Genomic DNA, 24487 nt, shown 5'->3' on the forward strand with positions numbered 1-24487 from the left:
TTAATAGAATATTTTAATACGGGAGAGACTACAGACTATCGTAGCGCCGAAGGAGCAACCGCCCAGGAATCTCTCAGGCAAAAAGGACCGTAACATATTAACTCTGGAAAGAGATTAAGTTCTCGCCGAAGGAGCAAAACTCTCAGGCAAATATACAGATGGGTGTTTTGAGTTAATATGGATATAAAAAAAACATCGCTTCACAAACTTCACCAACAACACAACGCAAAGTTTGTTGAATTTGCAGGTTATGAAATGCCAATCCAATATAAAGAGGGCATTGTTGAAGAGCATAAGTTTACAAGAAACCATTGTGGTATTTTCGATGTATCTCATATGGGCCAACTATATATTTACGGTGACCATCAATTATTAGAAGATTTAGAGAAAATTTTTCCAATAGATTTAAAAAATCTAAAAGTAAACCACTCAAAATACAGCTTTTTAATGAATGCTGATGCTGGCATTCACGATGATTTGATTGTCACTAAAATAGAGGGTGGAGTAATAATTATTCTTAATGCTGCTTGTAAAGATACTGACTTTGAAATTTTGCAAAAAACTTTAGGTGGTAAATATAAGATGGTGTTAGATGATGAAAAATCATTAATAGCTATTCAGGGACCTCAATCCTCAAAAATTTTAGAAGAATTAATTCCTGGAGTAAATGACTTATCTTTTATGTCTGGTAATTGGTTTGAATTTTTAGGTTCAAAGACATTTATCACAAGATCTGGTTATACAGGTGAAGATGGATTTGAAATTTCATTAGATAATAGCAAAATAGAACAACTTACTAATAATCTAATTGAAAAAGGTGCAAAATTAATTGGACTTGGTGCAAGAGACACTCTTAGATTAGAAGCAGGGTTATGTTTATACGGTCATGAATTAGATATTCATAAAACACCAATAGAAGCTAATTTAAAGTGGGCAATCTCAAAAAAAAGAATTGAAGACAAAAACTTTTTAGGAAGCGAAAAAATTTTAACCCAAATTAATGAAGGTGTTCAAAATATCAGAGTTGGGATTAAACCTGAGGGAAGAATTATTGCTCGTGAAAAAACAAAAATTTTTAACAAAGAAGATAATTTAGTTGGTGAAGTTACAAGTGGTACATTTGGTCCAAGTGTAAATGGTCCAGTTGCAATGGGTTACATAAACAAAGAATTTTCAAAAAAAGATACAAAAATTTTTCTTGAGGTGAGGGGAAAAAAGTATCCTGCAAATATTTGTGGGTTGCCATTTTATAAAAAAAGCTATGTGAAAGGAGTGAACTAATGAGTGAAGTTAAATATTCAAAAGAACATGAGTGGATTAAATTAGATGGAGAAGTTGCAACTATCGGGATTACTCAACATGCAACAGAAATGTTAGGTGATATTGTTTTTGTTGAACTTCCTGAAGTTGGTTCTTCTGTTGAAAAAGATGGCAATGCTGGTGTAGTAGAGTCTACTAAAGCAGCAAGTGATGTGTATACACCTGTATCTGGAGAAGTGGTTGAAAACAATCAAGCTATTGTTGATGATCCTGGAAAAGTAAACTCAGATCCAGAAAATGATGCATGGTTTTTTAAATTAAAAATAAAAGATAAAGCAGAGTTAGACTCGTTAATGAACAAAGACGAGTATGATAAATTTGCAAAGGAAAGTGGTAATTAATATGCTTAAAAGTTCTCAAAGAGATTTTATAAGAAGACACATTGGTCCATCAGAGGAAGATCAAAATAAAATGTTAAGTGAACTTGGTTTTAAATCATTAGATGATTTGATTTCAAAAACAGTTCCTGAAAATATTTTATTGAAAGAGGAGCTAGAAATTGGTGAACCAAATTCTGAGTATGAAGCTTTGAGAAAATTAAAAGCTATTTCAAAAAAAAATAAGATTTACTCTAATTTTATTGGAATGGGTTACTACGGAACTTTCACTCCATATGTAATTTTAAGAAATATTTTAGAAAATCCAGGTTGGTATACATCGTATACTCCATATCAGCCTGAGGTTGCACAAGGTAGATTGGAAATGTTGTTAAATTTCCAACAGATGATTTGTGATTTTACAGGCATGGATATTTCTAATGCTTCATTATTAGACGAAGGAACAGCTGCTGCAGAGGCGGTTGGACTTAGTTATAGATTATGTAAAAACGACTCTAATATTGTTTTTGTTTCAAAAGATTGTCATCCACAAACTATTGATGTCATTAAAACAAGAGCAGAACCATTAGGATTAACAGTTGTTGTTGGTGATGAAAATTCAGAAATAAAAGAAGATATTGTTTGTGGAATTTTACAATACCCAGGAACACTAGGAGATATCAAAGACCCAAGTGAAGCAATAAGTAAAATTCACAAAAATAATGGAAAAGCTGTACTAGTTTGTGATTTATTAGCTTTAGCTAAACTGAAAACTCCAGCTGAGCTAGGAGCTGATATTGCTGTTGGAAGTTCACAAAGATTTGGAATTCCAATGGGATATGGTGGACCTCATGCAGGTTTCTTTGCAACAAAGGATGAATTTAAGAGATCAATGCCTGGAAGAATTATTGGTGTCTCTGTTGATAGACATGGCAATAAAGCTTACAGACTTTCACTTCAAACAAGAGAGCAACATATAAGAAGAGATAAAGCGACAAGTAATATTTGTACAGCTCAAGCATTGCTTGCAATTGTGTCAGCTGCTTATGCTGTTTACCATGGGCCAGAGGGAATTAAAAAGATTGCTGAAAATACATCTCAGTTAGCAAAAAACTTTGCTGATAAGATTAAACAATCTGGTTATGAAATTTATTCAGATCATTTCTTTGATACAATTACTATTAAAACATTAGATAAAACTGAATCAATTTATCAAAATGCTCTCTCTCAAAATGTAAATATCAGAAAAGTAAATTCTGAAATGCTGTCAGTTGCATTTGATGAGAGAAAAAATGTTTATCGTGCAAATCAATTATTAAAGATCTTTAATTGTTCAGAAACAATCAAAGATAAGATGAATGAAAATTTATCTAACTTACCAAAAAATTTATTAAGATCTTCATCTTATTTAACTCATCCTGTTTTCAATAGTTATCATTCAGAAACAGAAATGTTGAGATATTTAAAGAAATTAGAAGATGCAGACATTGCATTAAATAGATCAATGATTGCTTTAGGTTCATGTACAATGAAACTAAATGCAGTTGCTGAAATGATCCCAGTTACTTGGAGAGAATTTTCAGAACCCCATCCATTTGCACCTGTTGAGCAAATGGAAGGATATAGAACTCTTTTCACAGACTTAAAAAATTGGTTAAGATCTGTTACTGGATTTTCTGGTGTATCTTTACAACCTAATGCTGGTGCTCAAGGTGAGTTTGCTGGTTTAATGGTAATTAAAAAATACCACGAACAAAATGGTGAAACGAATAGAAATGTTTGTCTTATACCAAGTTCAGCCCATGGCACAAATCCTGCAAGTGCACAAATGGTTGGCATGAAGGTTGTAGTTATTAAATGTGATGAACATGGAAATGTTGACATTGATGACTTAAAAGAAAAAGCAGAAACTCACAAAGATAACCTTGCTGCATTGATGGTAACTTATCCTTCAACCCATGGTGTGTTTGAAGAAAAAATTACTGAAATATGTGAATTGATTCATAACAATGGTGGTCAAGTTTATATGGACGGCGCAAACTTAAATGCGTTAGTAGGTGTTGCAAAACCAGGTAAATTTGGTCCTGATGTTTGTCATATTAATTTGCATAAAACTTTTTGTATTCCACATGGTGGCGGTGGGCCAGGTATGGGTCCAATTGCATGCAAAAGACATTTAGAAAAATATTTGCCTAAACATTCTGTTATTAAAGATTGTGGACCTGTAACTGGTATGGGCGCGGTGTCAGCTGCACCTTGGGGTAGTTCAAGTATTTTATCTATTTCTTGGATGTATATTAAAATGATGGGATCAGAAGGACTTAAAAAAGCTTCACAAGTTGCGATATTAAACGCTAATTACTTAGCTCATAAGCTTAAGGATGCATTTCCAATTTTATATAAAGGGAAAAACGGAAATGTTGCCCATGAATGTATTATTGATATTAGAAAGATTAAGTCTGAAACTGGCATCACAGAAGAAGATATAGCTAAAAGACTGATCGATTTTGGTTTCCATGCACCAACGATGTCTTGGCCTGTAGCTGGTACAATGATGATTGAACCGACCGAAAGTGAAGGCTTAGATGAAATCAATCGTTTCTGTAATACTTTGATAACAATTAAAAATGAGATTGATAAAATTCAATCTGGTCAATTTGATAAAATTGATAACCCAATTAAAAATGCACCTCATACGCATGTTGAAGTGGCTGCAAATAAATGGGATCATAAATATGAAAGAGAAGAGGCGGCATATCCAACAGAAATTTTAAAATCAACTAAATATTGGCCACCGGTTGCAAGAGTAGACAATGTTTATGGTGATAAAAATTTATTCTGTACATGTCCATCTATAGATGAGTATAAAGATACCGCAGCATAAAGGTATTTTTATAAATGAAAATTGCAGTAGTTGGATCAGGGATCTCTGGATTAAGTTCTGCATATTATCTATCTAAAAAACATAAGGTTGATCTCTTTGAAAAAGAAGATCGCTTTGGGGGTCATTCACATACTTTAGATATTCATTACTCTGAAAAAGAAAAAGTTGCAGTGGATATTGGTTTTATGGTTTTTAATAAACAAACTTATCCAAACCTGATTAATTTTTTTTCTGAAAATAATATTGAAATTGAAAAAAGTGATATGTCTTTTTCAGTTACTGTCAAAGGAACTAATATCGAATATTGTGGGAAAGGCTTAGGAGGTATTTTTTCAAATAAGCAAAACTTGTTTAATCCAAAATTTATTAAAATGTTTTTTGAAATTATAAGTTTTTATAAAAACTGTGAAAAACTTAATTCAAATTCATTAGATAAATCTCTAACTTTAGGTGAATATTTAAAGCAAATTAAAATTTCAGATTATTTTATAAACTATCATATAATTCCAATGGTATCTGCGATTTGGTCAATGCCCCCTTATGAGGCATCACAAATGCCATTAAGCTTTTTCTTAAGTTTTTTTAAAAATCACGGATTGTTTAAATTAAAAGATCGACCTCAATGGTACACCGTAACCAATAGAAGTAAAACTTATGTAGATAAAATTTTATCTAAAATTAATGGTGAGTATTATATGAATTATGGAATTAATAAAATCACCAGAGATAATAATAGTGTTAAAGTTTATTATGGTTCAGAGAATGAGTTTTTTGTTTATGACAAAGTAGTTTTAGCAACTCATGCAGATGATACATTAAATATTTTAAATGATGCGTCTGATTTAGAAAAAGATATTTTAAGTAATTTTAATTATAAAAGTAACACGGCCATTATTCATTCCGATCAATCTGTAATGCCATTAAATAAAAAAGCATGGTGTTCATGGAATTCAGCTCTCAATCCAAAAGATCACAAACAATCCTCAGTGACTTACTGGTTAAATCAATTACAAAATTTAAAAATAGATAAAGATATCTTTTTAACTCTTAATCCATTTTTTGAGATTGATAGCTCAAAAATATACAATCAAATTGAATTCACTCATCCTTATTACGATGAAAAAGCCTTGAATAATCAATCAAAACTAAAAGATATTCAAAATATTAATAACACTTTATTTGCGGGTAGTTATTTTGGTTACGGATTTCATGAAGATGGCATAAAATCTTCAATAGAAATGCTCAAAACCATTAATGATTAATTCAGCTATTTATAACGGCAAAGTAATACACAAGCGTTTTAAACCTAAAGTCCATTCATTTAAATATAGTGTTTTTTCATTATTAATAGATCTATCTGAACTAGAAACTCTAGATAAAGAGATCAGTTTTTTTTCATTAAATAAATTTAATTTAATAAGTTTTTTTGAAAAAGATCATGGAGATAGAGATGGTTCACCTTTGATAGGCTGGGTAACTAAACAATTACAGAACTATGAAATTAATACTGACAATATAAAGATTAAACTTTTGTGTTATCCAAGAATTTTTGGATATGTTTTTAATCCACTGAGTGTTTTTTATATCTATGATGAAAATGAAAATATCATTGCAATTTTATATGAAGTTAAAAATACATTTGGTGAACAACACACCTATGTATTTAAAGTCAAAGATGATCAAAAACTTCTACAACATAATTGTAGTAAAAAATTTCATGTCTCACCTTTTATTGAAATGAATTGTAGTTATTTTTTTAGGTTATTAAAACCAGGTGAAAAGATTTCAGTAGTTATTGATCAATATCAAGACCAAGATAAAATTCTTTATGCATCTCAAGATGGTACAAGAATAGATTTTAATTCTAAAGAACTATTAAAATCGTACTTAAAACATCCCATTATGACATTTAAGATAATTATAGCGATACATTATGAAGCCTTTAATTTGTGGATAAAAGGAATTAAATTTATCAAAAAAAAAATAAAAATAAGAAACAATATAACGATAGAAAATTAATGATCTTAAATAATATTTCAGACAGAATTGTTTTTTCATTATTAAAAAATATAGATTATGGTCATTTGGAAATTAAAACAGCTAAAAATAATTTGTTAAATTTTGGTGACACTCAATCAAAATTAAAAGCTGATATGACAATTAAAAATCCAGCATTTAATTATAATTTAATAAAAGGTGGAAGTATTGCATTTGCTGAATGTTATATGCGTGATGAATTTGAAACATCTAATCTTTCTAATTTAATTGAGTTAACAGCAAGAAATATTAAAACAGTTCACAAATTTTCAGGTGTTTTTGATTTTCCATTATTTAATTATATTAAGAACAAGTTTGTTAAAAATACAAAAAGTCGAAGTAAAGAAAATATCGCTAAACATTATGATCTTGGAAATGAGTTCTTTTCTTTATGGTTAGATAAAACTCTTACTTATTCGAGTGCTATCTTTGATGAACAAAATAAAGATTTATCCTCTGCACAAAATAATAAATATCAAAAATTAATAGATTTAATGAGACCCAATCATGGAGATAAGGTTTTAGAAATTGGTTGTGGTTGGGGTGGTTTTGCAGAATATTTAGGTAAAAATTATGATGTTAAATTAGACTGCATCACTATCTCAAAAAAGCAATTTGAATATGCAAAAGAGAGAATTCAAAAATGTGGTTTAAATGAAAAAGTTAATATTGAGATTAAAGATTATAGAGACCTTAAAGGAAAATATAATTCAGTTGCATCAATTGAAATGATTGAGGCTGTTGGACAAAATTATCTTCAAAGCTATTTTAATACTATAAAACAGAATTTATCAGATGGTGGTAAAGCCGCTATTCAGGCAATCACAATTGATGATAGCATCTACGAAAGGTATAAAAATAAACAAGATTTCATTCAAAAGTATATTTTTCCAGGTGGATTTTTACCTTCCAAAAACAGTTTAGAAAAATACGCTTCTGATAATGGTTTATTTTTTAATGGTTATAACTCTTATGCTGAGGATTATTCTAACACTCTTGCTATCTGGAGAGATAAATTTAATGAAAAGTGGGAACAAATAAAAGAACAAGGATTTGATAATACTTTTAAAAGAATGTGGGAATTTTATCTCTCGTATTGTGAGGCTGGTTTTAAATCCAGGAATATAGATTTGATTCAATTCTCATTACAAAATAAATAAAAGGAACAATAATGATTATAAAAACAATGAGATCTATTTTATTGATAATATTAGCATTCTTAATTACAAGCTGTTCAAACAATAGTGCTATGAAACCAGAAGATTTTAAAAATAAAGAGCCAAGATTAATTATTGAAGAGTATTTATCAGGTAACGTAAAAGCTTGGGGAGTTTTACAGAACAGATCTGGTAAAGTAACTCGTCAGTTTTCAGCTGATTTAGATGGAACTTGGGACGGCAAACAATTAATTTTAAAAGAAAAATTTAATTGGGATGATGGTGAAGTACAAAATCGTGAATGGACTATAAACAAAATAGATGAAAACAACTATGAGGGAACTGCGGGAGATGTTGTTGGAAAAGCAATTGGTTACTCATATGGTCCTGCTTTTAAATTTGAATATGTTTTATTAGTACCAGTTAAAGGTAAAGAGTTGAAAATTACTTTTGATGACTGGATTTTTAAACAAGATGAAAGAGTTGCAATTAATAGAGCAACCATGACTAAGTTTGGGTTTAAAGTTGCAGAGCTGACTGTTGTTTTTGTAAAAGATTAATTATTTCTTTTGATGTTTGGTCATTTGACCCACTAAACTAAAATAAAGTTTACTTGGCAAGAAACTTAAAATTTTCAATATAACAGTTAATGATTTTGGAAAATGTATTTCAAAAACATTTTTGTTAATTAAGCCATCATAAATTTTATCTGCAGCATAATCAGTAGTTTTAATAAACGGCATTTTAAAATCATTTTTATCAGTCATTGGAGTTTTAATAAATCCTGGAGAGACTAAGCAAACACGAACACCAAATCTTTTAAAATCAAAATACAAACTTTCAGCTAAATTATTTAACGCTGATTTTGAAGGACCATAGCCAGTAGAATTAGGCAGACCCCTATAACCTGCTATTGAAGATACAATTGTTATTGTACCTTTTTTTCTATCTCTAAAATATTGTTCAACTGCTTTTATAGTATTTACAGTTCCAAAAAAATTAATTTTAAACACATCTTCTATTTGCTCTACATCAATTTCTTTTTCTTTTTTAGGGTTCCAAGTTCCTGTAGAAAAAAAACAAATATCTATATCTTGGTATTTATTTTTTATTTGTTCAAAAACATCAACACACTTTTGTTTATCAGTGACATCTAATGGATAGGCAGAAATATTTTCGTATTGATTAGATAGTTCATTTAATAACTCTTCTCTTCTAGCTGAAACAGCAACATTCCAACCCTTATTTGCAAATTTGATTGCTAAGGCTTTGCCTATTCCAGTACTTCCACCTGTGATCCAAATAGTTTTTTTATTCATAATTTTTTGTATATATTCTTAACATGCTCAGAAATAAATATTTAACTTTTATTTTATTTTTTATTATCACTTTCAGTTCCTCATTAATTGGAGGGTTAGCTACAGTCAGTTTTAAAGAACCTTGGTATTCAACATTAATCAAACCTTCTTTTAATCCACCTGATTGGGTATTTGGTCCAGTTTGGACTATCCTTTATTTAATGATGACAATTGCAATTTGGATGTATTGGCATTCTAAGAATAAAAATATGAATACAGTCTATATCTATTTTATACATTTAGTTTTTAATTCAGCTTGGAGCATAGTCTTTTTTGTCTATCACAACATATTTTTAGCTTTGGTTGTATTGTTAATATTGATTTCTTTAATCTTAGTTCTCATAGTTAGATTTAGACGTGTCAAAAAGATGAGTAGTTATTTAATGGTGCCATATTTACTATGGACCATCTTTGCTTTGATTTTGAATGTAAGCATACTAATATTAAATTAATATGGATGATGTTGTTATAATTGGTGGCGGAATAATAGGGGCTGCAACTGCATATTTTCTATCTAAAGAGGGAAGAAAAGTTAAAGTCATAGAGCGAGATCCAACTTATAAAACTGCCTCTTTTCCTTTGTCTTTAGGAGGTTTTAGAAGACAGTTTTTCCAAAAAGAAAATATATTACTAGGTAAATTTGCTAGAGAATTTATTTTTCAAATCCCAGAATTATTAAAAACTGAAAAAAATCCAAATCCAACCGCAAGCATGGTACCAAATGGATATTTATTGATGTTTGGTAAAGAACATGCGGAAGAGCAATATAGAGCATTAGAAAATCATAAAGCCTGTGATGCAGGTACAAAAAATATTTCAGGAGAAGAACTTTCAAAAATTTTTCCTTATATAAACTCTGAAGGAATTGAAACTGCGACTTACACTGATGATAAAAGTGAAGGCTGGATTGATCCTTTTTTATTTCATAGTGCTTTAAAAAGTAAAGCTATTGAACTTGGAGCAGAATTTATCAAAGGTGAGGTGAAAGATATTTCAGAAATTAATGCAAAAACAATTGTATCAGCAGCAGGTTGTTGGACTAAAAAATTATTAGAAGATATACCGGTTGTTCCTCAAAAGCATACTGTCTTTAGAGTTAAGTGCCCAACACATATTAAAGAGATGCCTTTGTCTGCTGATTTAACAACTGGAGTTTATTGGAGACCTGAAGGAAAAGAATATTTGGCAGGATCCCCTAAATGGACATTCGATGATTCAAATCTTGAACCAGCATGGGATGATTTTGAAGAAATTGTTTGGCCTGCTTTAGCAAAAAGAATACCTGCATTTGAAGAATTAAAATTAACAGGGGCATGGGCTGGTTTTTATGATCATAATAAATTAGATAGTAATGCAATTGTTGGAAAGCATCCTAAATATGAAAATGTTTATATGGCATCTGGGTTTACTGGTAGAGGTTTACAACAAGCACCAGGTATAGGTAGAGCTTTAACAGAATTAATCACTACAGGTTCTTATCAAACTATAGATGTAAGTGTGTTTGCTGTTGAAAGAGTATTAGAGCAAAAGGCTAGGCCGGAACCTTACGTATTGTAATTAAGTTCCACAAAAAGTTTGATATTTGCCATTTTTACTAGGCATTGGTTTTTGGTATTCCTCTAACATGTTATTGTCTTTATATGGATCTTTAATCACCTCTAGTAATTTATTAAGTGTTTCTAAATTGCCTTCACTTGCATCTTTTAAAGCTTCTTCAACTTTATGATTTCTTGGAATAAATATAGGATTAACAGATCTCATAAGTTCTAAGTATTTTTCTTTATCAGTATTATTTTTCTCTAATCTTTTTTTCCACTTAGTTTTCCAATTTAAATATTCCTCATTTTGATAAATAGGATCTTTAATGGATTGAATTTCCATTAAATTACAAAATGTATTGGTAAAATCAGCCTTATTGTTTTCCATCCAAGTTAATAGCTCAAAGATCAAATTTTTATCTTCTTTATCCTCACTAAATAATCCTAATTTATCTCTCATCATATTGAGCCATTTTTCTTCATACAATTTTTCAAAATTGTTTATCGTTTCTGTTGCAATCGAAATTGCTTTTTGCTCATCTTTATCAATTAAAGGGATTATACATTCTGCAAACCTTGCTAAATTCCATTTAGTAATTCGAGGTTGGTTATTGTAGGAATATCTTCCATGCTGATCGATTGAACTGAATACAGTTTGTGGGTGATATTGATCCATAAAAGCACAAGGGCCGTAATCGATAGTTTCACCACTAACTGTCATATTATCTGTATTCATTACACCGTGAATAAAGCCAACCCGCATCCAATTGATCACAAGTTCACATTGTTTTTTCATCAATAAATTCAATAAATCCAATGCTTTTGTCTCAGATTGTTTAATTTCAGGATAGTGACGTTCAATTGTGTAATTGAATAATGTTTTTAGATCATCTGGATTTTGAGTAGCTGCAATATATTGAAAAGTGCCAACTCGTATATGACTAGAGGCTACCCTTGTAAGTATAGCACCAGGTAACATTTGTTCTCTTATAACTTCTTCACCAGTTGAAACTACTGCAAGACTTCTAGTAGTTGGAATATTAAGTGCATGCATTGCTTCACTAATTATATATTCTCTTAGCATTGGACCGAGTACGGCTCTACCATCTCCACTTCTTGAAAATGAAGTTCTACCTGATCCTTTAAATTGAATGTCATAACGCTTTTGATCTTTATCTAAGTGCTCTCCTAGCATAACAGCTCTACCATCACCAAGCATTGTAAAATGACCAAATTGATGACCTGCATAAGCTTGTGCTATTGTTTCACTTCCATCGGGTAAATTGTTACCAGAAAAAATTTTTGCTAAATCAATTTCAGAAAATTTTGAAAAATCTAAATTTAGTTGCTCTGCTAAATTTTTATTTAAAATTACTAACTTTGGATCTTTAACAGGAACAGGTTTGATATTTTCTAAAAAGCTTTTAGGTAACTTTGAGTATGTATTATCAAAATGCCAACCTACGGTCATTTTAATTATTTAACTTCAGCTTGATAATCTTTAGGCTCAACTGTTGTTTTAAATTGATTAGAAATTTTTTGTACTTCAACTGATGAAACTTTGTATTCAGCACACATTGTCTCTTCATCTTTTCCATGACCAGTAACCATATTGACCATATGCTCAGGGAAATGGAATGTAGTAAATACAATTCCTTCTTTGACTTTATCTGTAACTTCGACTTTTAAAGCAACTTCACCTCTACCAGAATATAATCTTCCAATATCACCTGTATTTAAATCTCTTGCAGCTGCATCTTTAGGATGAACTAATAATAAATCTTCATTTACAATATTGATATTGCTTGTTCTTCTTGTCATCGTTGCTGCATTATAATGTTGTAATACTCTACTGGTTGTTAAAATTAATGGGTATTCTTTTTTATTGGTTTCAACTTCTGTCGATTCTTTCCAATCAAAATTTTTCAGTCTACCTTTTCCAAGTTTAAAAGTTTCAGTATGTAAAATTTGAGTATCCGTTCCATCTTCTTTAACTGGCCACTGTAAACCTAATTTTCCTAATCTTTCTCTTGTAACTCCTTTAAAGAATGGAACTACATCAGCGATCTCAGCTAACATTTTATCAGCATCATAAGTTGGTTGATCAAAACCTAACTTTTGCATCATGTCAGTAACAATAACACCATCAGGTTTTGTTCCAGGGAGTGGAGGTACTGCTCTATTTACTCTTTGAATTCTTCTTTCTGTATTAGTGAATGTTCCATCTTTTTCTAAGAAAGTTGTTCCAGGTAAAACAACAGTTGCAAGTTTTGCTGTCTCACTCATAAATATTTCTTGAACAACTAATAACTCTAATGAGTTCATTGCTTCAATGACGTGAGAACTATTAGGATCTGTTTGAACAATATCTTCACCAATAATCCAAAGTCCCTTTAATTCTTTCTTAATTGCAGCATCGAACATTTGAGGGATCTTTAATCCAGCTTTGGTTGGGTGTGTTACCCCATATTTTTCGCTGTAAAATCGTTGATTTTTCTCATCAGCTACCTCAAAATATCCAGCACCTTGGTGCGGTTGGCAACCCATATCGGCGGCACCTTGAACATTATTTTGTCCTCTAAGTGGATTTACTCCAACTCCTTTTCTACCAATATTTCCTGTAATCATTGCAAGGTCAGCAATTAACATTACTGTTTTTGAACCTTGCTCATGCTCAGTTACTCCTAAGCCATGGAACTCCATAGAATTTCTAGCAGTTGCATATGCAATAGCAGCTTCTTTAACTAATTGTTTATCAACTCCTGCAACTTTAGCTAATTGATCAACATCTTGTCTTTCAATTTCTTTGATAAAATTATCAAAACCTTCAGTTCTGTCTCTTACAAAATCTTTATTATATAATTTTGATTTAATAATAAAATGTAACATCATATTAAGTACCGCAACATTTGTTCCAGGTCTTAACTTGATATGGTAATCAGCAAGTTTAGCTAATTCAGTTGTAATTGGATCAAGGACAATTAATTTTTTACCCTTCATGACTTGTTGTTTAATTTTTGCACCTGTCACAGGATGTGCATTAGTTGGATTTGCTCCAATAACTAAAAATAAATCTGCATGATAAATATCTTCAGTAGAGTTTGTTGCAGCACCTGTTCCAAACGTTTGTTGCATACCCCAAGCAGTAGGTGAGTGACAAATCCTTGCACAGCAATCTATACTGTTGGTTCCAACAACAGCTCTAATCATTTTTTGAAAAATATAATTTTCTTCATTAGTACATCTAGCGGATGAAATACCAGCAAAAGCATCAGGTCCATGGTTCTTAGTAATTCTTTGCATTTCATCTTTAATAAAATCATAAGCCTCATCCCAGCTAGCTTCTTCAAATTTTCCATTTCTTTTTATTAAAGGGGTTTTTAATCGGTCTGGATGATCATAAAAACCAAATGCATATCTTCCTTTAATACAAGTATGCCCTGCATTTACTTCTGTTTCTTTTGGAGTATCAATTGCAACAACTTTGTCATCTTTAATTGATGTCTCTAAATTACAACCAACTCCACAATACGAACAAGTGGTTCTAACTTTTTTATCAATCGCTGCAGATTTAGATTGGTATACATCTGATATTGCATCCGTTGGACATGTATGAGCACATGCCCCACAAGATACACATGAGCTGTCACCAAACATCATGTCATTATCTGTAGTAATTCTACTTTCAAATCCTCTACCAGACATTGTAAGCACAAATGAACCTTGAATTTCATCACACGCTCTTACACATCTTCCACAATTAATACAGTTATCAAGATTCATTCTCATATAATCATGAGAAGTATCTCTTGGAATTCCTTTATGTTGTTTAGGGCTGTTGTATCTGTGATCCTTTATTCCTAAATCATTAGCAACAGTTTGTAATTCACAGTTATTGTTCACTTCACAAGTATCACACTCCATTGGGTGATCTGTTAAAACTAATTCTACAATATTTTTTCTAAGTGAATGTAAATTTTCATTAGTCGTAAAGATGTGTTGGTTTTCAGCAACAGGCGTATGACATGAAGCTACTACTTTTGTAGGGCCGTCTTTTTCAAGTGCCACCTCAACTGAGCAAACTCTACAAGCCCCATAAGGTGCTAAGTTTGGATCATCACATAATGTTGGTACTTTTTTCTCTCCAACATAACTTTTAACGAACTTTAATATTGATGTGTGATTAGCCCCAATTTCATAGGGTTTTCCATCAATATATGCAATTTTTCTCTTCTCTGAGCTCATTAATTGTCTTTAACCATATCATTTTTCATTTCGTCACCAAAGTATTTAAGAATGTTCATTATTGGCGTAGGGATCGCTCCACAAAGTGCACATAAACAGCCTTTTTGCATTGTAACCAATAACTCATTTAAAAGTTTAAGAGGGATTTTAGCTGTTTTACTTTTGAATTGATCGAACATCTCTTTACCTCGGTAAGATCCAAGTCTACCTGGAAAACATTTTCCACAAGACTCTTCAGCACTAAATTCAAATAAATGATGAATGTATTCAGTCATTGGAAAATCTTTTGGAATACTTACAACACTTGCATGACCTAACATAAATCCTTTAGCAGTGAACTCTTGGAAATCTAAATTTAAATTTTCTATTTCACTTAATGGAACAACACCTCCAAGTGGACCTCCGATTTGAAAAGCTTTAACAGGCTCTTTGTAACCTCCACCAATTTCTTCAAATATTTTTTTCATCGGTGTGCCCATTTCAATTTCATAAATACCAGGATTATTAAAAAAACTGTCTAGACAAACTAATTTTGTTCCAGCAGATTTTTTATTACCTATTGCAGCAAATTTTTCTGCACCATTTAAAAGTATTCCAGAAGCTGCTGCTAATGTTTCTACATTATTTACAACGGTTGGCTTTTTATATAATCCTTCAGTAACTGGAAATGGAGGTCTTACATCTACTTCAGCTCTTCTTCCTTCAATCGATGCAATAAGAGCAGTTTCCTCACCACAGATATAAGCACCTTGACCAATACAAATATTTAAATCAAATTTGAAATTAGTTCCTAAAATATTTTCTCCAAGCAATCCTTCTTCTTTTAGTAAATTGATACATCCATTTATTGCTTCAATTGATTTTGGATATTCACCTCTAATATATAAAACTCCCTCATTACTTCCAATGACATAACCACAGACGACCATTCCAAAAATAACTTTTAATGGTTGGTCTTCTAATAAATAACGATCAGAAAAAGCACCACTGTCTCCTTCATCTGCATTACAAATTACATATTTTTTATCTCCAGGAGCTTTACTACAAAAATCCCATTTCATTCCTGTTGGAAATCCTGCACCACCTCTACCTGTTAAATTAGAATCTAATAAACTTTGAATTATTTCTTTTTTATCTTTTTTTAAAATAATACCTAATTGATCTTTAAACTTTTCAATCGTTGATAATTTATCATCCATTAAAAAACTCGTTGAAGCAAAACTTTTTGAAAAATATTTATCTTGATCTATCTTTTCACCCTTTATGATCTGATCAATTTTCTCAATATCATTACCAGCATAATTTTCACCATCGTAATGAAACGCTTTATTTTCATAGCAATGTCCAAGACAAAACATTTCTCCAACTTTATCATCACCTAATTTTGATTTTAAAGTTTCCTTTAATTTGTCTTGAGTACCAGCACACATGCACGCACTCCCATTACAAACAAAAGCTTTTTTCTCTCGATGAGAAGGTCTTAGAAATTCGTAAAAACTCTCTGCACCATGAAGGGTTGAAACCCCTAAATTGTATTCTTTAGCTATTTCTTTAATGTCTTTAGGTGATTTACTTAGAGAATTTTCAGAAATTTTTTGGAAAAGATTGTCTTTAAGACCAATTCTTCCAGATAAGTTACTTATGTTTTTTGACACTAAAATCCTTATGTTTCGTCTTAAATAACTTTTTGGCTATTTGTATAAACATTATAGCTGTCCTTTTTTACGAAACCGATCAAGGTCATGTCAAACTTATTCGCTAAATCGATAGCTAGACTAGTTGGCGCACCAACACCGATCACAATTCCAATGTTGGTCATTAGAATTTTTTGTATTAACTCAAAATTTAGCCTTCCAGAGCAGGTAATAAACTGGATGTTTGGATCAATTTGTCCTTTAAGTAGGGCATTTCCAATTAATTTATCCAAAGCATTGTGCCGACCAACATCCTCCATCACATTAATTAACGACCCATCTTTATTGAATAATCCGCTCGCATGAATTCCACCCGTTTGTGCAAATTCAGTTTGATTATTTCTTAAAGTATCTGGTGCTGAAATTATAATTTTTGAACTAAGCTTAGGTTCAAGTTTTGGAGTTTTATCTTGTTTGATAACCTCTAATGCATCTAATGAAGATTTTCCACAAACCCCACAAGAGGAGTTCGTTAAAAAATCTCTTTTAATTTTTGTAATATTTACGTTTGAAGCATCATTTAAAGTAACCAAAATTTTGTTTTGAAGATCATATTGCCCAACTTTTTCTCCAAATTTTTCAATTGAAGATATGTGTTTAATATCTTTGATAATTTGTTCATTAAACAAGAAACCTCGGACTAGATCTTCATCTTGTCCTGGTGTTCTCATTGTAATGGATAATAATTGAGTTACAGATTTATTTTCATTTTCATATTTTAGTGAAATCTCTAAAGGCTCTTCTATTGAAATTAAATCATTTATTTCTTCAAGTTTATCAGACTTAAACTTATTAACTTTATATTTAGAGTGCATTATTTCTTAAGTGGGTAATTTTTTTTTAACAAAAATTTATTAACCATAATTGCAATCAATAAAATTAAGATACATCCAAAGATAATAGGATTAATTAAATATTCAAATGAAGCACTTCCTATAATAACCATTATTGGATTTCCTCCAGCAGGTGGATGCACTATATCTAAAACAATCATTAGAAAAATTCCTATTCCAACAGCGCCAGCGATTGAAATATAAATAGGTAAAGGAATAAAGTTTACAAAAAATACTCCAACTAATGCAGTTATCAAATGACCAAAGAAAACATTTTTAGGTTGTGCAAATGGACTTTCTGGAAATCCAAATAATAAAACCATACTTGAACCAAATGAAGCTGCTATAAATAATCCTAAAGTAGTTTTATAAGTTAAAACAGTTAATGCTCCAATTGTTACTGCTGAAAAAAAACCAGCGATAATTGCTTTTGTGAATATTTCTTTATTAAGTTTCATTTATATCTTTAAAGCTTTTGAAACAGTTTTAAGAGGTAATAACAAACACTCTTTTCTCGACAAATTTTTTTTATCTAAAAGTTCTTTGAAATCTTTCCAGATTTTATTAAGACTAGTTTTATTGTCTTCAAACAATTGTTCAGCACTTTTAATAAAATCTTTGATGTCGTCTAATTTAACTCCTTTGATTTTTCTAGATAATAAACTGACAGATGCTTGGCAGTAGATGCAAGATTTACATTGATAACCCATGTCTTTTACAGTGTTATCTTTTACAATTAAGCTGATTTCCATTTCATCACCGCATATTGGATTTTTATTTTTAGATTGATGGGTGTGGTTGGCTAATACTTTATTATTTTCAGTATGCGCTGCTATTTCTAAAATTCTTAAATCCATTTAATTTCTTTAATTAAGTCGCTAATGTTTTATATTTTGATCAATGGATCATAACAATATTTTAGCGGTAGTACTAGCGGGTGGAAAATCCAAACGTTTTGGCGATGATAAATCACAAGCAAAATTAGGAGGCAAAATCCTTATTGATTATATTTTATCTGAAATAGAGAATAAATTTGATGAAGTTCTAATCGTCGCAAATGATCCAATTCAACATCTGTCTTCTCCTAAAATTCAAAAAACTGAAGATGTTAAGAAGAACTTAGGTCCATTAGGTGGAATTTTAAGTGCTATGAAATGGGTTAAAAACCACAATAAACCTTATCAATGGATAGCTTCATTTCCATCAGATACCCCTTTATTTAAAATGAGCATGTTTGAAGATTTTTTAAATAAAGTGAATGAAAAAGAGAGTGAATTATTCTTCATGAAAACCAAAGAAAAGCGTCACAATATATTTGGTTTATGGAATATTGATTTGATTGACCAATTAGAAAAGGATTTAGAAAATGGCTCAAGAAAAGTTGAAAAATGGGCCAATAATATTGGGGTAAAAACTATTAATATTGAATTTGATAAAGAAGATCCTTTTTTTAATATAAATACAAAAGAAGATTTAGAAAAAGCTGAGAAAATATTAAATGATTAACTACCAACAAGCAAAATCAATTTTAAAAAAAGCAAAAATTAAAATTCATAATGAAAAGGTATTAATTAAAAACTCAATTAATAGAGTTGTAGCTAAAGATATATTTTCACCTTCTAATCATCCCTTAGGAGACAATGCAGCCTTTGATGGTTTTGCTATTAATGCATTGGATACAAAAAATATAACTAAGAAAAAACCAAAACAATTCAAAATTATTGGATCCATTGCAGCAGGTAATAAACCCTTATCAAAAAAAGTTAAAAAATTTGAAGCAGTTGAGATTATGACTGGTGGAATTATTCCAAATGCATTCAATACGATTATTCCAATTGAGCAGATAAAATTTCATCCAAATAAACAAAATCCAAAATCGATTATCATTGATAAAAAATTTACAAAATATAACCATGTTCGGTTTAAAGGTTCTGATTATAAAAAAAATCAATTAATAGTTAAAAAGGGGACCATTATTCAATCTAATCATATTTTAGCTTTAAAAACTTTAGGCATTAAAAAAATTGAAGTTAAAAAGAAATTAAATATTTTATTTTTCTCAACTGGTAATGAAATTTCAAATTCAGACACTATTCCTAGCTGGAAAGTTAGAAATTCAAACAGTCATTATATTGAAAGTTTAAATAATAATTTTTTATTTAACTTTAAAAATGGTGGAATTTTAAGAGATCATCATCAAAATATTTTTAAATCTCAAATTCAAAAAATGCTAAAGTCTAAAACAGATATTATTATTACTTCAGGTGCTGTGTCTGCCGGTAAATTTGATTATATCCCAAGTGTCGTAAAACAATTTAAAACCTTAGATTATTTTAAAAGTGTAATGATAAGACCGGGAAAGCCCATATTATTTGCAAAAATTAATCAAAAAGTAGTATTTGGTTTACCAGGAAACCCAATTTCTTCTGCAGCTTGTTTTAGGTTTTTTGTTTATCCATTTATTGAAAATATCTTGGAACTTTTACCAGAAAAGCCAGTTAAAGCAGTTTTAAAAAATAGTTTTATCAAAGTTAAAAAGTTTACAAGATTTATAAAAAGTAAACTTAGTACAACTAAAAATGGTAGACTTGAAGTTGAGTTATTAAAGGGTCAAGAATCTTTTAGAATAAATTCTTTTATAAAATCTAATGTTTGGGCAATGCTCCCAAACGGTCAAGCCAACTTTAAAAAAGGTCAAATTATTGATTGTTTTTTACCGAACCACTCAAACAAAATTTTAGACTAACTTAATCAAAATTTGTTGTAGTAATCTATTTTTACAATTAATCTCCGGCAATGCTTGAATTAAGAAATCCTAGAGTTGCTGTTCCGGTTGTTTTATTTGCAGGGATTTTATGGTCGTTTGGTCCATTAGTTGTAAGATATATGGACAACCCAAATTTAGTACCGTGGCAGTATATTTTTGGAAGAGGGCTTACAATTTTTATTTTACTTAATCTTTATCTTTACTTTGAAGAAGGAATAGATTTTTGGAAAAATTATTTGAAAATTGGTAAATCTGGTGTGGTAGGGGGATCTGGTCTTGGGATTGCAATGATCTCATTTATTTATTCAATTACTAACACAACAGCCGCAATCACTTTATTATGTTTAGCTGCAATGCCTTTTTTTACAGCTCTTTTGGCTTTTCTTTTCTTAAAAGAAAAGATCACCATTAGTGTTTGGGTATCAATTATTATTGCGACCATTGGAATAGCTATAATGGCATTTGGTAATACTGGTGAAAACTCATTAGTTGGATTTGTTTTTGGTATTACTTCTTCAGTTGGGTTTTCTGTCTTTTCAGTTTCTTTAAGATGGAGAAAAGAAACGCCTAAATTTACAACAGTTGCTTTTGCAGGTTTCTTTTGTTTTGTGTTTGCAACAATAATGATTATTTCAAAGGATCAAGTTTTTTTCTCAACAAGTTACAATAGCTCTTTATTTTCACTGCATGGAACTTTGGTTTGCATGGGTTTAATTTTGTATTCAATAGGCTCAAAAGCAATTCCTGCAGCTGAATTGACTTTATTATCTTTAACAGAAGTTATTGGTGGAATATTTTGGGTATGGTTACCTTTGTTCGGAATTAATGAAGTACCTGACACCAATACAATTGTTGGTGGCTTCTTTTTATTTATATCTTTATTTTATTATAGTTTGATCATGAGATGGAATAAAAGATATATCGGATTAAATTAATAATTTTATGGAAAGACCAGATTTTTTTGAACTTAAAAATGGAGAAAAGGTAAAACTTCCTTTCTCTGATAAAGAATACAATCAAAGAGTTTCAAGTTTAAGAAATGTGATGGATAAAAATAATCTTGATATGATTATTTTAACATCCATGCATAATATTGCTTATTACACAGGCTTTATTTATTGTTCTTTTGGCAGACCTTATGGATGTGTCATCACTAAAGATAAAATCTCAACGATTTCAGCAAATATTGATGCAAGTCAACCTTGGAGACGATCACACTGTGATAATGTTATTTATACAGACTGGAAAAGAGATAATTTTTTAAGAGCAATTGTTTCAATTGTTGGAAGAGATGAGCCACCAAAAAATATAGGACTTGAATACGATCATATCACTTTAGATATGAGAGAGAAAGTTGGCTCAATATTTACATTTTCAGTTTTTAGTGATGTTGCAAAAGATTTAATGAATTTAAGAATGATTAAATCAAATGAAGAAATTGAAATTATTAAAAATGGTGCAAGAATTGCTGACCTTGGTGGTGAAGAGATTGCTAAAAATATAAGAGAAGGTAATACCGAAATAGAAATTGCAATTGCTGGAAGAGATCGAATGGAAAGAGAAATTGTAAAATCCTATCCAGGAGCAGAATACATGGATACATGGGTTTGGTTTCAATCTGGAATAAATACAGACGGCGCACATAATCCAAAAACAAACCGCAAGCTTCAAAAGGGAGATATTTTATCCTTAAATACGTTTCCAATGATCTCTGGTTATTACACAGCATTAGAGAGAACTTTATTTTTAGATCATGCAGATGACGCATCCTTAAAAGCATGGGAGGCAAATGTTAAAGTTCATAAACGGGGATTAGAATTAATAAAACCAGGTGTGAAGTGTTCTGATATTTGTCATGAGCTAAATGAATTATTTGCTGAACTTGGTTATCTTCAATATCGAACTTTTGGTTACGGTCATTCTTTTGGGGTGCTTTCACATTTTTATGGAAGGGAAGCCGGGTTAGAACTTAGAGAAGATATTGATACAGTTTTAGAGGAAAACATGGTGGTCTCGATGGAGCCGATGATCATGATCCCAGAGGGAAAACCTGGAGCAGGGGGTTATAGAGAACATGATATCTTAGTGATTGGTAAAGAGGGTGCTGAAAATATTACAAAATTTCCTTTTGGCCCTGAGCACAATATTATAAAAGCTTAAGCAAAATGAGTGAGAATAAAACAATCGTTAATAGTTGGAATGAGTGGGATCCATTAAAGCATGTAATTGTTGGAAGAGCAGATGGAACGTGTATTCCAGCACCAGAGCCTGCGCTCGATGCAAAGGTTCCTGAAGATAGCGATATGCGAGGTCAGTTTGGTCCTCGAACAAAAGATACCGTTGATAAAGCGAACCAACTTCTAGATGATTTTTCTAACATGTTAGAGAAAAGAGGAATTAAAGTTGACCGACCCACTCCAATTGATTTTAATCAAAAAACATCAACACCTGATTGGGAAGCTGAAACGATGTTTGGCTGCATGCCTCCAAGAGATGTTTTGTTAACCGTTGGCAATGAAATTTTAGAAGCAACGATGAGTTATCGTTGTAGATGGTTTGAATATTTATGTTACCGACCTTTGTTAAAAGATTATTATAATCAAGATCCTAATATGAGACACGAGTCTGCGCCAAAACCAAGATTAACTGATGCAGATTATAGAAAAGATTATCTATCCGATAAAATTGGAGTTCAAAAAAGACTAGAGTGGACTGAACAAAAGTATTTTGTAACTACAGAAGAAGAACCTTTATTTGATGCAGCAGACGTTTTAAGATTTGGAAAAGATCTTGTGGTTCAACATGGATTTACAACCAACTTAAAAGGAATTGATTGGTTAAAAAGACATTACAAAGATCATAGAGTTCACGCAGTTAATTTTCCAGGGGACCCGTATCCTATTCACATTGATGCAACCTTTACACCAATTAAAGAAGGTTTAATTATCAATAACCCTCAAAGAAGATTACCAAAAGAACAAAGAAAATTATTTGAAGATAATGGATGGCAAATTGTGGATAGTGCTCAACCTGCTCACAATGAACCTCCTGCACTTTGTTATTCATCAGTTTGGTTATCCATGAATGTACTAGTGCTTGATCCTAAAACGGTCTGTGTTGAAAAAAGTGAAGTATACCAAGCAGAGCAATTAGATAAATTTGGTATGGAAGTTGTTCCGGTAGATTTAAGAGATGCGTATGCTTTTGGTGGTGGTCTTCATTGTTGTACTGCAGATGTCTATCGAGAAGGCTCATTAAAAGATTATTTTCCAAAGCAATAACATGGCTAATATTAAAACAAAACGAAAGCGAGTAAAATTCGCTTCTGATAATGTTGCTGGTGCTTGCCCTGAAGTATTAGATGCAATATTAAAAGCAAACGAAGGAGACAGCACTCCTTATGGAAACGATCAAATATCAACTGAATTACAAAATAAATTTTCAGAAATTTTTGAAAAAGATGTAGTTGTATTTCCAATAGCATCCGGCACTGCTGCTAATGCTTTAGCTTTAGCTACCATGACGCCTTCATTTGGAAATGTTTACTGTCATAAATTATCTCACATCAATACTGATGAATGTGGTGCACCTGAATTTTATACGGGCGGTGGAAAATTAATTACCTTAAATGGCATAAATGGCAAAATAACTGCTAAAGAACTTGATGAAGCTATAACTGGTAAAGGTGTTGTTCATCACACTCAACCATGTTCAGTAAGCATTACTCAAGTTTGTGAAACAGGAGAAGTGTATCAATTAGATGAGATTAAACAAATCTCAGAGGTTGCTCATAAGCATAATTTAAATATGCATATGGATGGAGCAAGATTTGCTAATGCGTTAACGTCATTAAATTGCTCGCCTGCTGAAATGACTTGGAAATCAGGCATTGATGTATTGTCTTTTGGTGCCACTAAAAATGGTTGTATTGCAGCAGAAGCTATTATCTTTTTTAAAAAAGATTTAGTGGGCAACATTGCTTTTTTAATGAAAAGAGCAGGGCACTTATTATCTAAGATGCGTTTTGTATCTGCACAGCTTGATGCGTATATTTCTAATGACGTTTGGTTAAAAAATGCAAAGCACGCTAATGAAATGGGAAAAAAATTAAGCAATGGTTTAGCAAAACATAATAGTATTGAAATTGCTTACCCAACAGAAGCAAATGAGGTATTTGCTAAACTTCCAAGAGATATCATTGATCGTTTAAATTCAGAAGGTTACATAATTAATGAAGATGAATTAGATGGTAAAGCCGTAAGGTTTGTTGCAGCTTGGAATACTCAAGCTTCAGATGTTGAAAGTTTTTTAGATACTATTAAGCAATCTCAATAAAT

22 protein-coding genes and 1 riboswitch are annotated in these 24487 nt (G+C 31.0%); of the genes, 15 read left to right on the forward strand and 7 right to left on the reverse strand.

Annotated elements, in window-relative coordinates; all coding sequences use genetic code 11:
* Positions 1–9 precede the first annotated feature (9 nt).
* A riboswitch (glycine riboswitch) is annotated at positions 10–100 on the forward strand.
* A gap of 77 nt (positions 101–177) precedes the next feature.
* From gcvT to B9N70_RS00860, 7 genes are read left to right on the forward strand one after another with little or no spacing between them, the layout of a single operon-like run.
* A complete protein-coding gene (gene gcvT / locus B9N70_RS00830; RefSeq protein ID WP_085113923.1) occupies positions 178–1281 on the forward strand; it encodes a glycine cleavage system aminomethyltransferase GcvT in 1104 nt (367 codons plus the stop codon).
* Positions 1281–1661, forward strand: coding sequence for a glycine cleavage system protein GcvH (gcvH, locus tag B9N70_RS00835; protein WP_085113924.1), 381 nt, complete (start codon positions 1281–1283; stop codon positions 1659–1661). The genes gcvT and gcvH overlap by 1 nt, the downstream gene beginning before the upstream one ends.
* 1 nt (position 1662) lies before the next feature.
* Positions 1663–4521 carry an aminomethyl-transferring glycine dehydrogenase gene (gcvP, locus tag B9N70_RS00840; protein ID WP_085115102.1) on the forward strand — a complete coding sequence of 953 codons (2859 nt, stop codon included), beginning with the start codon at positions 1663–1665 and terminating at the stop codon, positions 4519–4521.
* 14 nt (positions 4522–4535) lie between these two features.
* Entirely contained in the window at positions 4536–5783 is a 1248-nt protein-coding gene (locus B9N70_RS00845) for an NAD(P)/FAD-dependent oxidoreductase (RefSeq protein ID WP_085113925.1), read from the forward strand.
* On the forward strand, positions 5776–6540 hold the full coding sequence (locus tag B9N70_RS00850; protein WP_085113926.1) for a DUF1365 domain-containing protein: 765 nt from the start codon (positions 5776–5778) through the stop codon (positions 6538–6540). Before B9N70_RS00845 ends, B9N70_RS00850 begins: the two co-directional genes overlap by 8 nt.
* Positions 6540–7718 carry an SAM-dependent methyltransferase gene (locus B9N70_RS00855; protein WP_085113927.1) on the forward strand — a complete coding sequence of 393 codons (1179 nt, stop codon included), beginning with the start codon at positions 6540–6542 and terminating at the stop codon, positions 7716–7718. Before B9N70_RS00850 ends, B9N70_RS00855 begins: the two co-directional genes overlap by 1 nt.
* A gap of 11 nt (positions 7719–7729) precedes the next feature.
* Positions 7730–8275 (forward strand): DUF3833 domain-containing protein, encoded by a 546-nt coding sequence (locus tag B9N70_RS00860; protein WP_231909406.1) that lies wholly within the window; start codon positions 7730–7732, stop codon positions 8273–8275.
* On the opposite strand, the gene B9N70_RS00865 is transcribed toward B9N70_RS00860, so the two are convergent.
* Positions 8276–9034, reverse strand: coding sequence for an SDR family NAD(P)-dependent oxidoreductase (locus B9N70_RS00865; RefSeq protein ID WP_172819933.1), 759 nt, complete (start codon positions 9032–9034; stop codon positions 8276–8278).
* A gap of 23 nt (positions 9035–9057) precedes the next feature.
* On the opposite strand from B9N70_RS00865, the gene B9N70_RS00870 reads away from it, so the two are divergent.
* Both B9N70_RS00870 and B9N70_RS00875 read left to right on the forward strand, forming a co-directional pair.
* Positions 9058–9525, forward strand: a complete 468-nt coding sequence (locus B9N70_RS00870) for a TspO/MBR family protein (RefSeq protein ID WP_085113930.1) — start codon at positions 9058–9060, stop codon at positions 9523–9525.
* A gap of 1 nt (position 9526) precedes the next feature.
* The gene (locus B9N70_RS00875; protein WP_085113931.1) at positions 9527–10630 is read left to right on the forward strand and encodes an NAD(P)/FAD-dependent oxidoreductase; all 1104 of its coding nucleotides are present in this window, start codon (positions 9527–9529) and stop codon (positions 10628–10630) included.
* On the opposite strand, the gene B9N70_RS00880 is transcribed toward B9N70_RS00875, so the two are convergent.
* The 6 genes from B9N70_RS00880 to B9N70_RS00905 are packed head-to-tail and all read right to left on the reverse strand — an operon-like array spanning position 10631 to position 18240.
* Positions 10631–12082 carry a protein adenylyltransferase SelO gene (locus B9N70_RS00880; RefSeq protein ID WP_085113932.1) on the reverse strand — a complete coding sequence of 484 codons (1452 nt, stop codon included), beginning with the start codon at positions 12080–12082 and terminating at the stop codon, positions 10631–10633.
* A gap of 5 nt (positions 12083–12087) precedes the next feature.
* On the reverse strand, positions 12088–14856 hold the full coding sequence (gene fdhF / locus B9N70_RS00885; protein ID WP_085113933.1) for a formate dehydrogenase subunit alpha: 2769 nt from the start codon (positions 14854–14856) through the stop codon (positions 12088–12090).
* Positions 14856–16511, reverse strand: coding sequence for an NADH-ubiquinone oxidoreductase-F iron-sulfur binding region domain-containing protein (locus B9N70_RS00890; protein ID WP_085113934.1), 1656 nt, complete (start codon positions 16509–16511; stop codon positions 14856–14858). The genes fdhF and B9N70_RS00890 overlap by 1 nt, the downstream gene beginning before the upstream one ends.
* A gap of 20 nt (positions 16512–16531) precedes the next feature.
* Positions 16532–17365: a formate dehydrogenase accessory sulfurtransferase FdhD gene (gene fdhD, locus B9N70_RS00895; RefSeq protein ID WP_085113935.1), complete on the reverse strand. Its 834-nt coding sequence runs from the start codon at positions 17363–17365 to the stop codon at positions 16532–16534.
* Positions 17365–17841 (reverse strand): HPP family protein, encoded by a 477-nt coding sequence (locus tag B9N70_RS00900; RefSeq protein ID WP_085113936.1) that lies wholly within the window; start codon positions 17839–17841, stop codon positions 17365–17367. Before B9N70_RS00900 ends, fdhD begins: the two co-directional genes overlap by 1 nt.
* Positions 17842–18240, reverse strand: coding sequence for an iron-sulfur cluster assembly scaffold protein (locus tag B9N70_RS00905; protein ID WP_085113937.1), 399 nt, complete (start codon positions 18238–18240; stop codon positions 17842–17844).
* 43 nt (positions 18241–18283) lie between these two features.
* On the opposite strand from B9N70_RS00905, the gene B9N70_RS00910 reads away from it, so the two are divergent.
* The 6 genes from B9N70_RS00910 to B9N70_RS00935 are packed head-to-tail and all read left to right on the forward strand — an operon-like array spanning position 18284 to position 24485.
* Positions 18284–18889, forward strand: coding sequence for a molybdenum cofactor guanylyltransferase (locus B9N70_RS00910; protein ID WP_085113938.1), 606 nt, complete (start codon positions 18284–18286; stop codon positions 18887–18889).
* Entirely contained in the window at positions 18882–20129 is a 1248-nt protein-coding gene (locus tag B9N70_RS00915) for a molybdopterin molybdotransferase MoeA (RefSeq protein ID WP_085113939.1), read from the forward strand. Before B9N70_RS00910 ends, B9N70_RS00915 begins: the two co-directional genes overlap by 8 nt.
* Before the next feature lie 50 nt (positions 20130–20179).
* Positions 20180–21085, forward strand: a complete 906-nt coding sequence (locus B9N70_RS00920; protein ID WP_085113940.1) for a DMT family transporter — start codon at positions 20180–20182, stop codon at positions 21083–21085.
* 7 nt (positions 21086–21092) lie between these two features.
* Positions 21093–22310, forward strand: a complete 1218-nt coding sequence (locus tag B9N70_RS00925; protein WP_085113941.1) for an aminopeptidase P family protein — start codon at positions 21093–21095, stop codon at positions 22308–22310.
* Positions 22311–22315: 5 nt separating this feature from the next.
* Positions 22316–23431 carry a serine/threonine protein kinase gene (locus B9N70_RS00930; RefSeq protein WP_085113942.1) on the forward strand — a complete coding sequence of 372 codons (1116 nt, stop codon included), beginning with the start codon at positions 22316–22318 and terminating at the stop codon, positions 23429–23431.
* Between the two features lies 1 nt (position 23432).
* Complete coding sequence (locus tag B9N70_RS00935; protein ID WP_085113943.1) at positions 23433–24485, forward strand: threonine aldolase family protein; 1053 nt, start codon at positions 23433–23435, stop codon at positions 24483–24485.
* Positions 24486–24487: the final 2 nt, after the last annotated feature.

Source organism: Candidatus Pelagibacter sp. HIMB1321, from assembly GCF_900177485.1.
Classification (GTDB): Bacteria; Pseudomonadota; Alphaproteobacteria; order Pelagibacterales; family Pelagibacteraceae; genus Pelagibacter.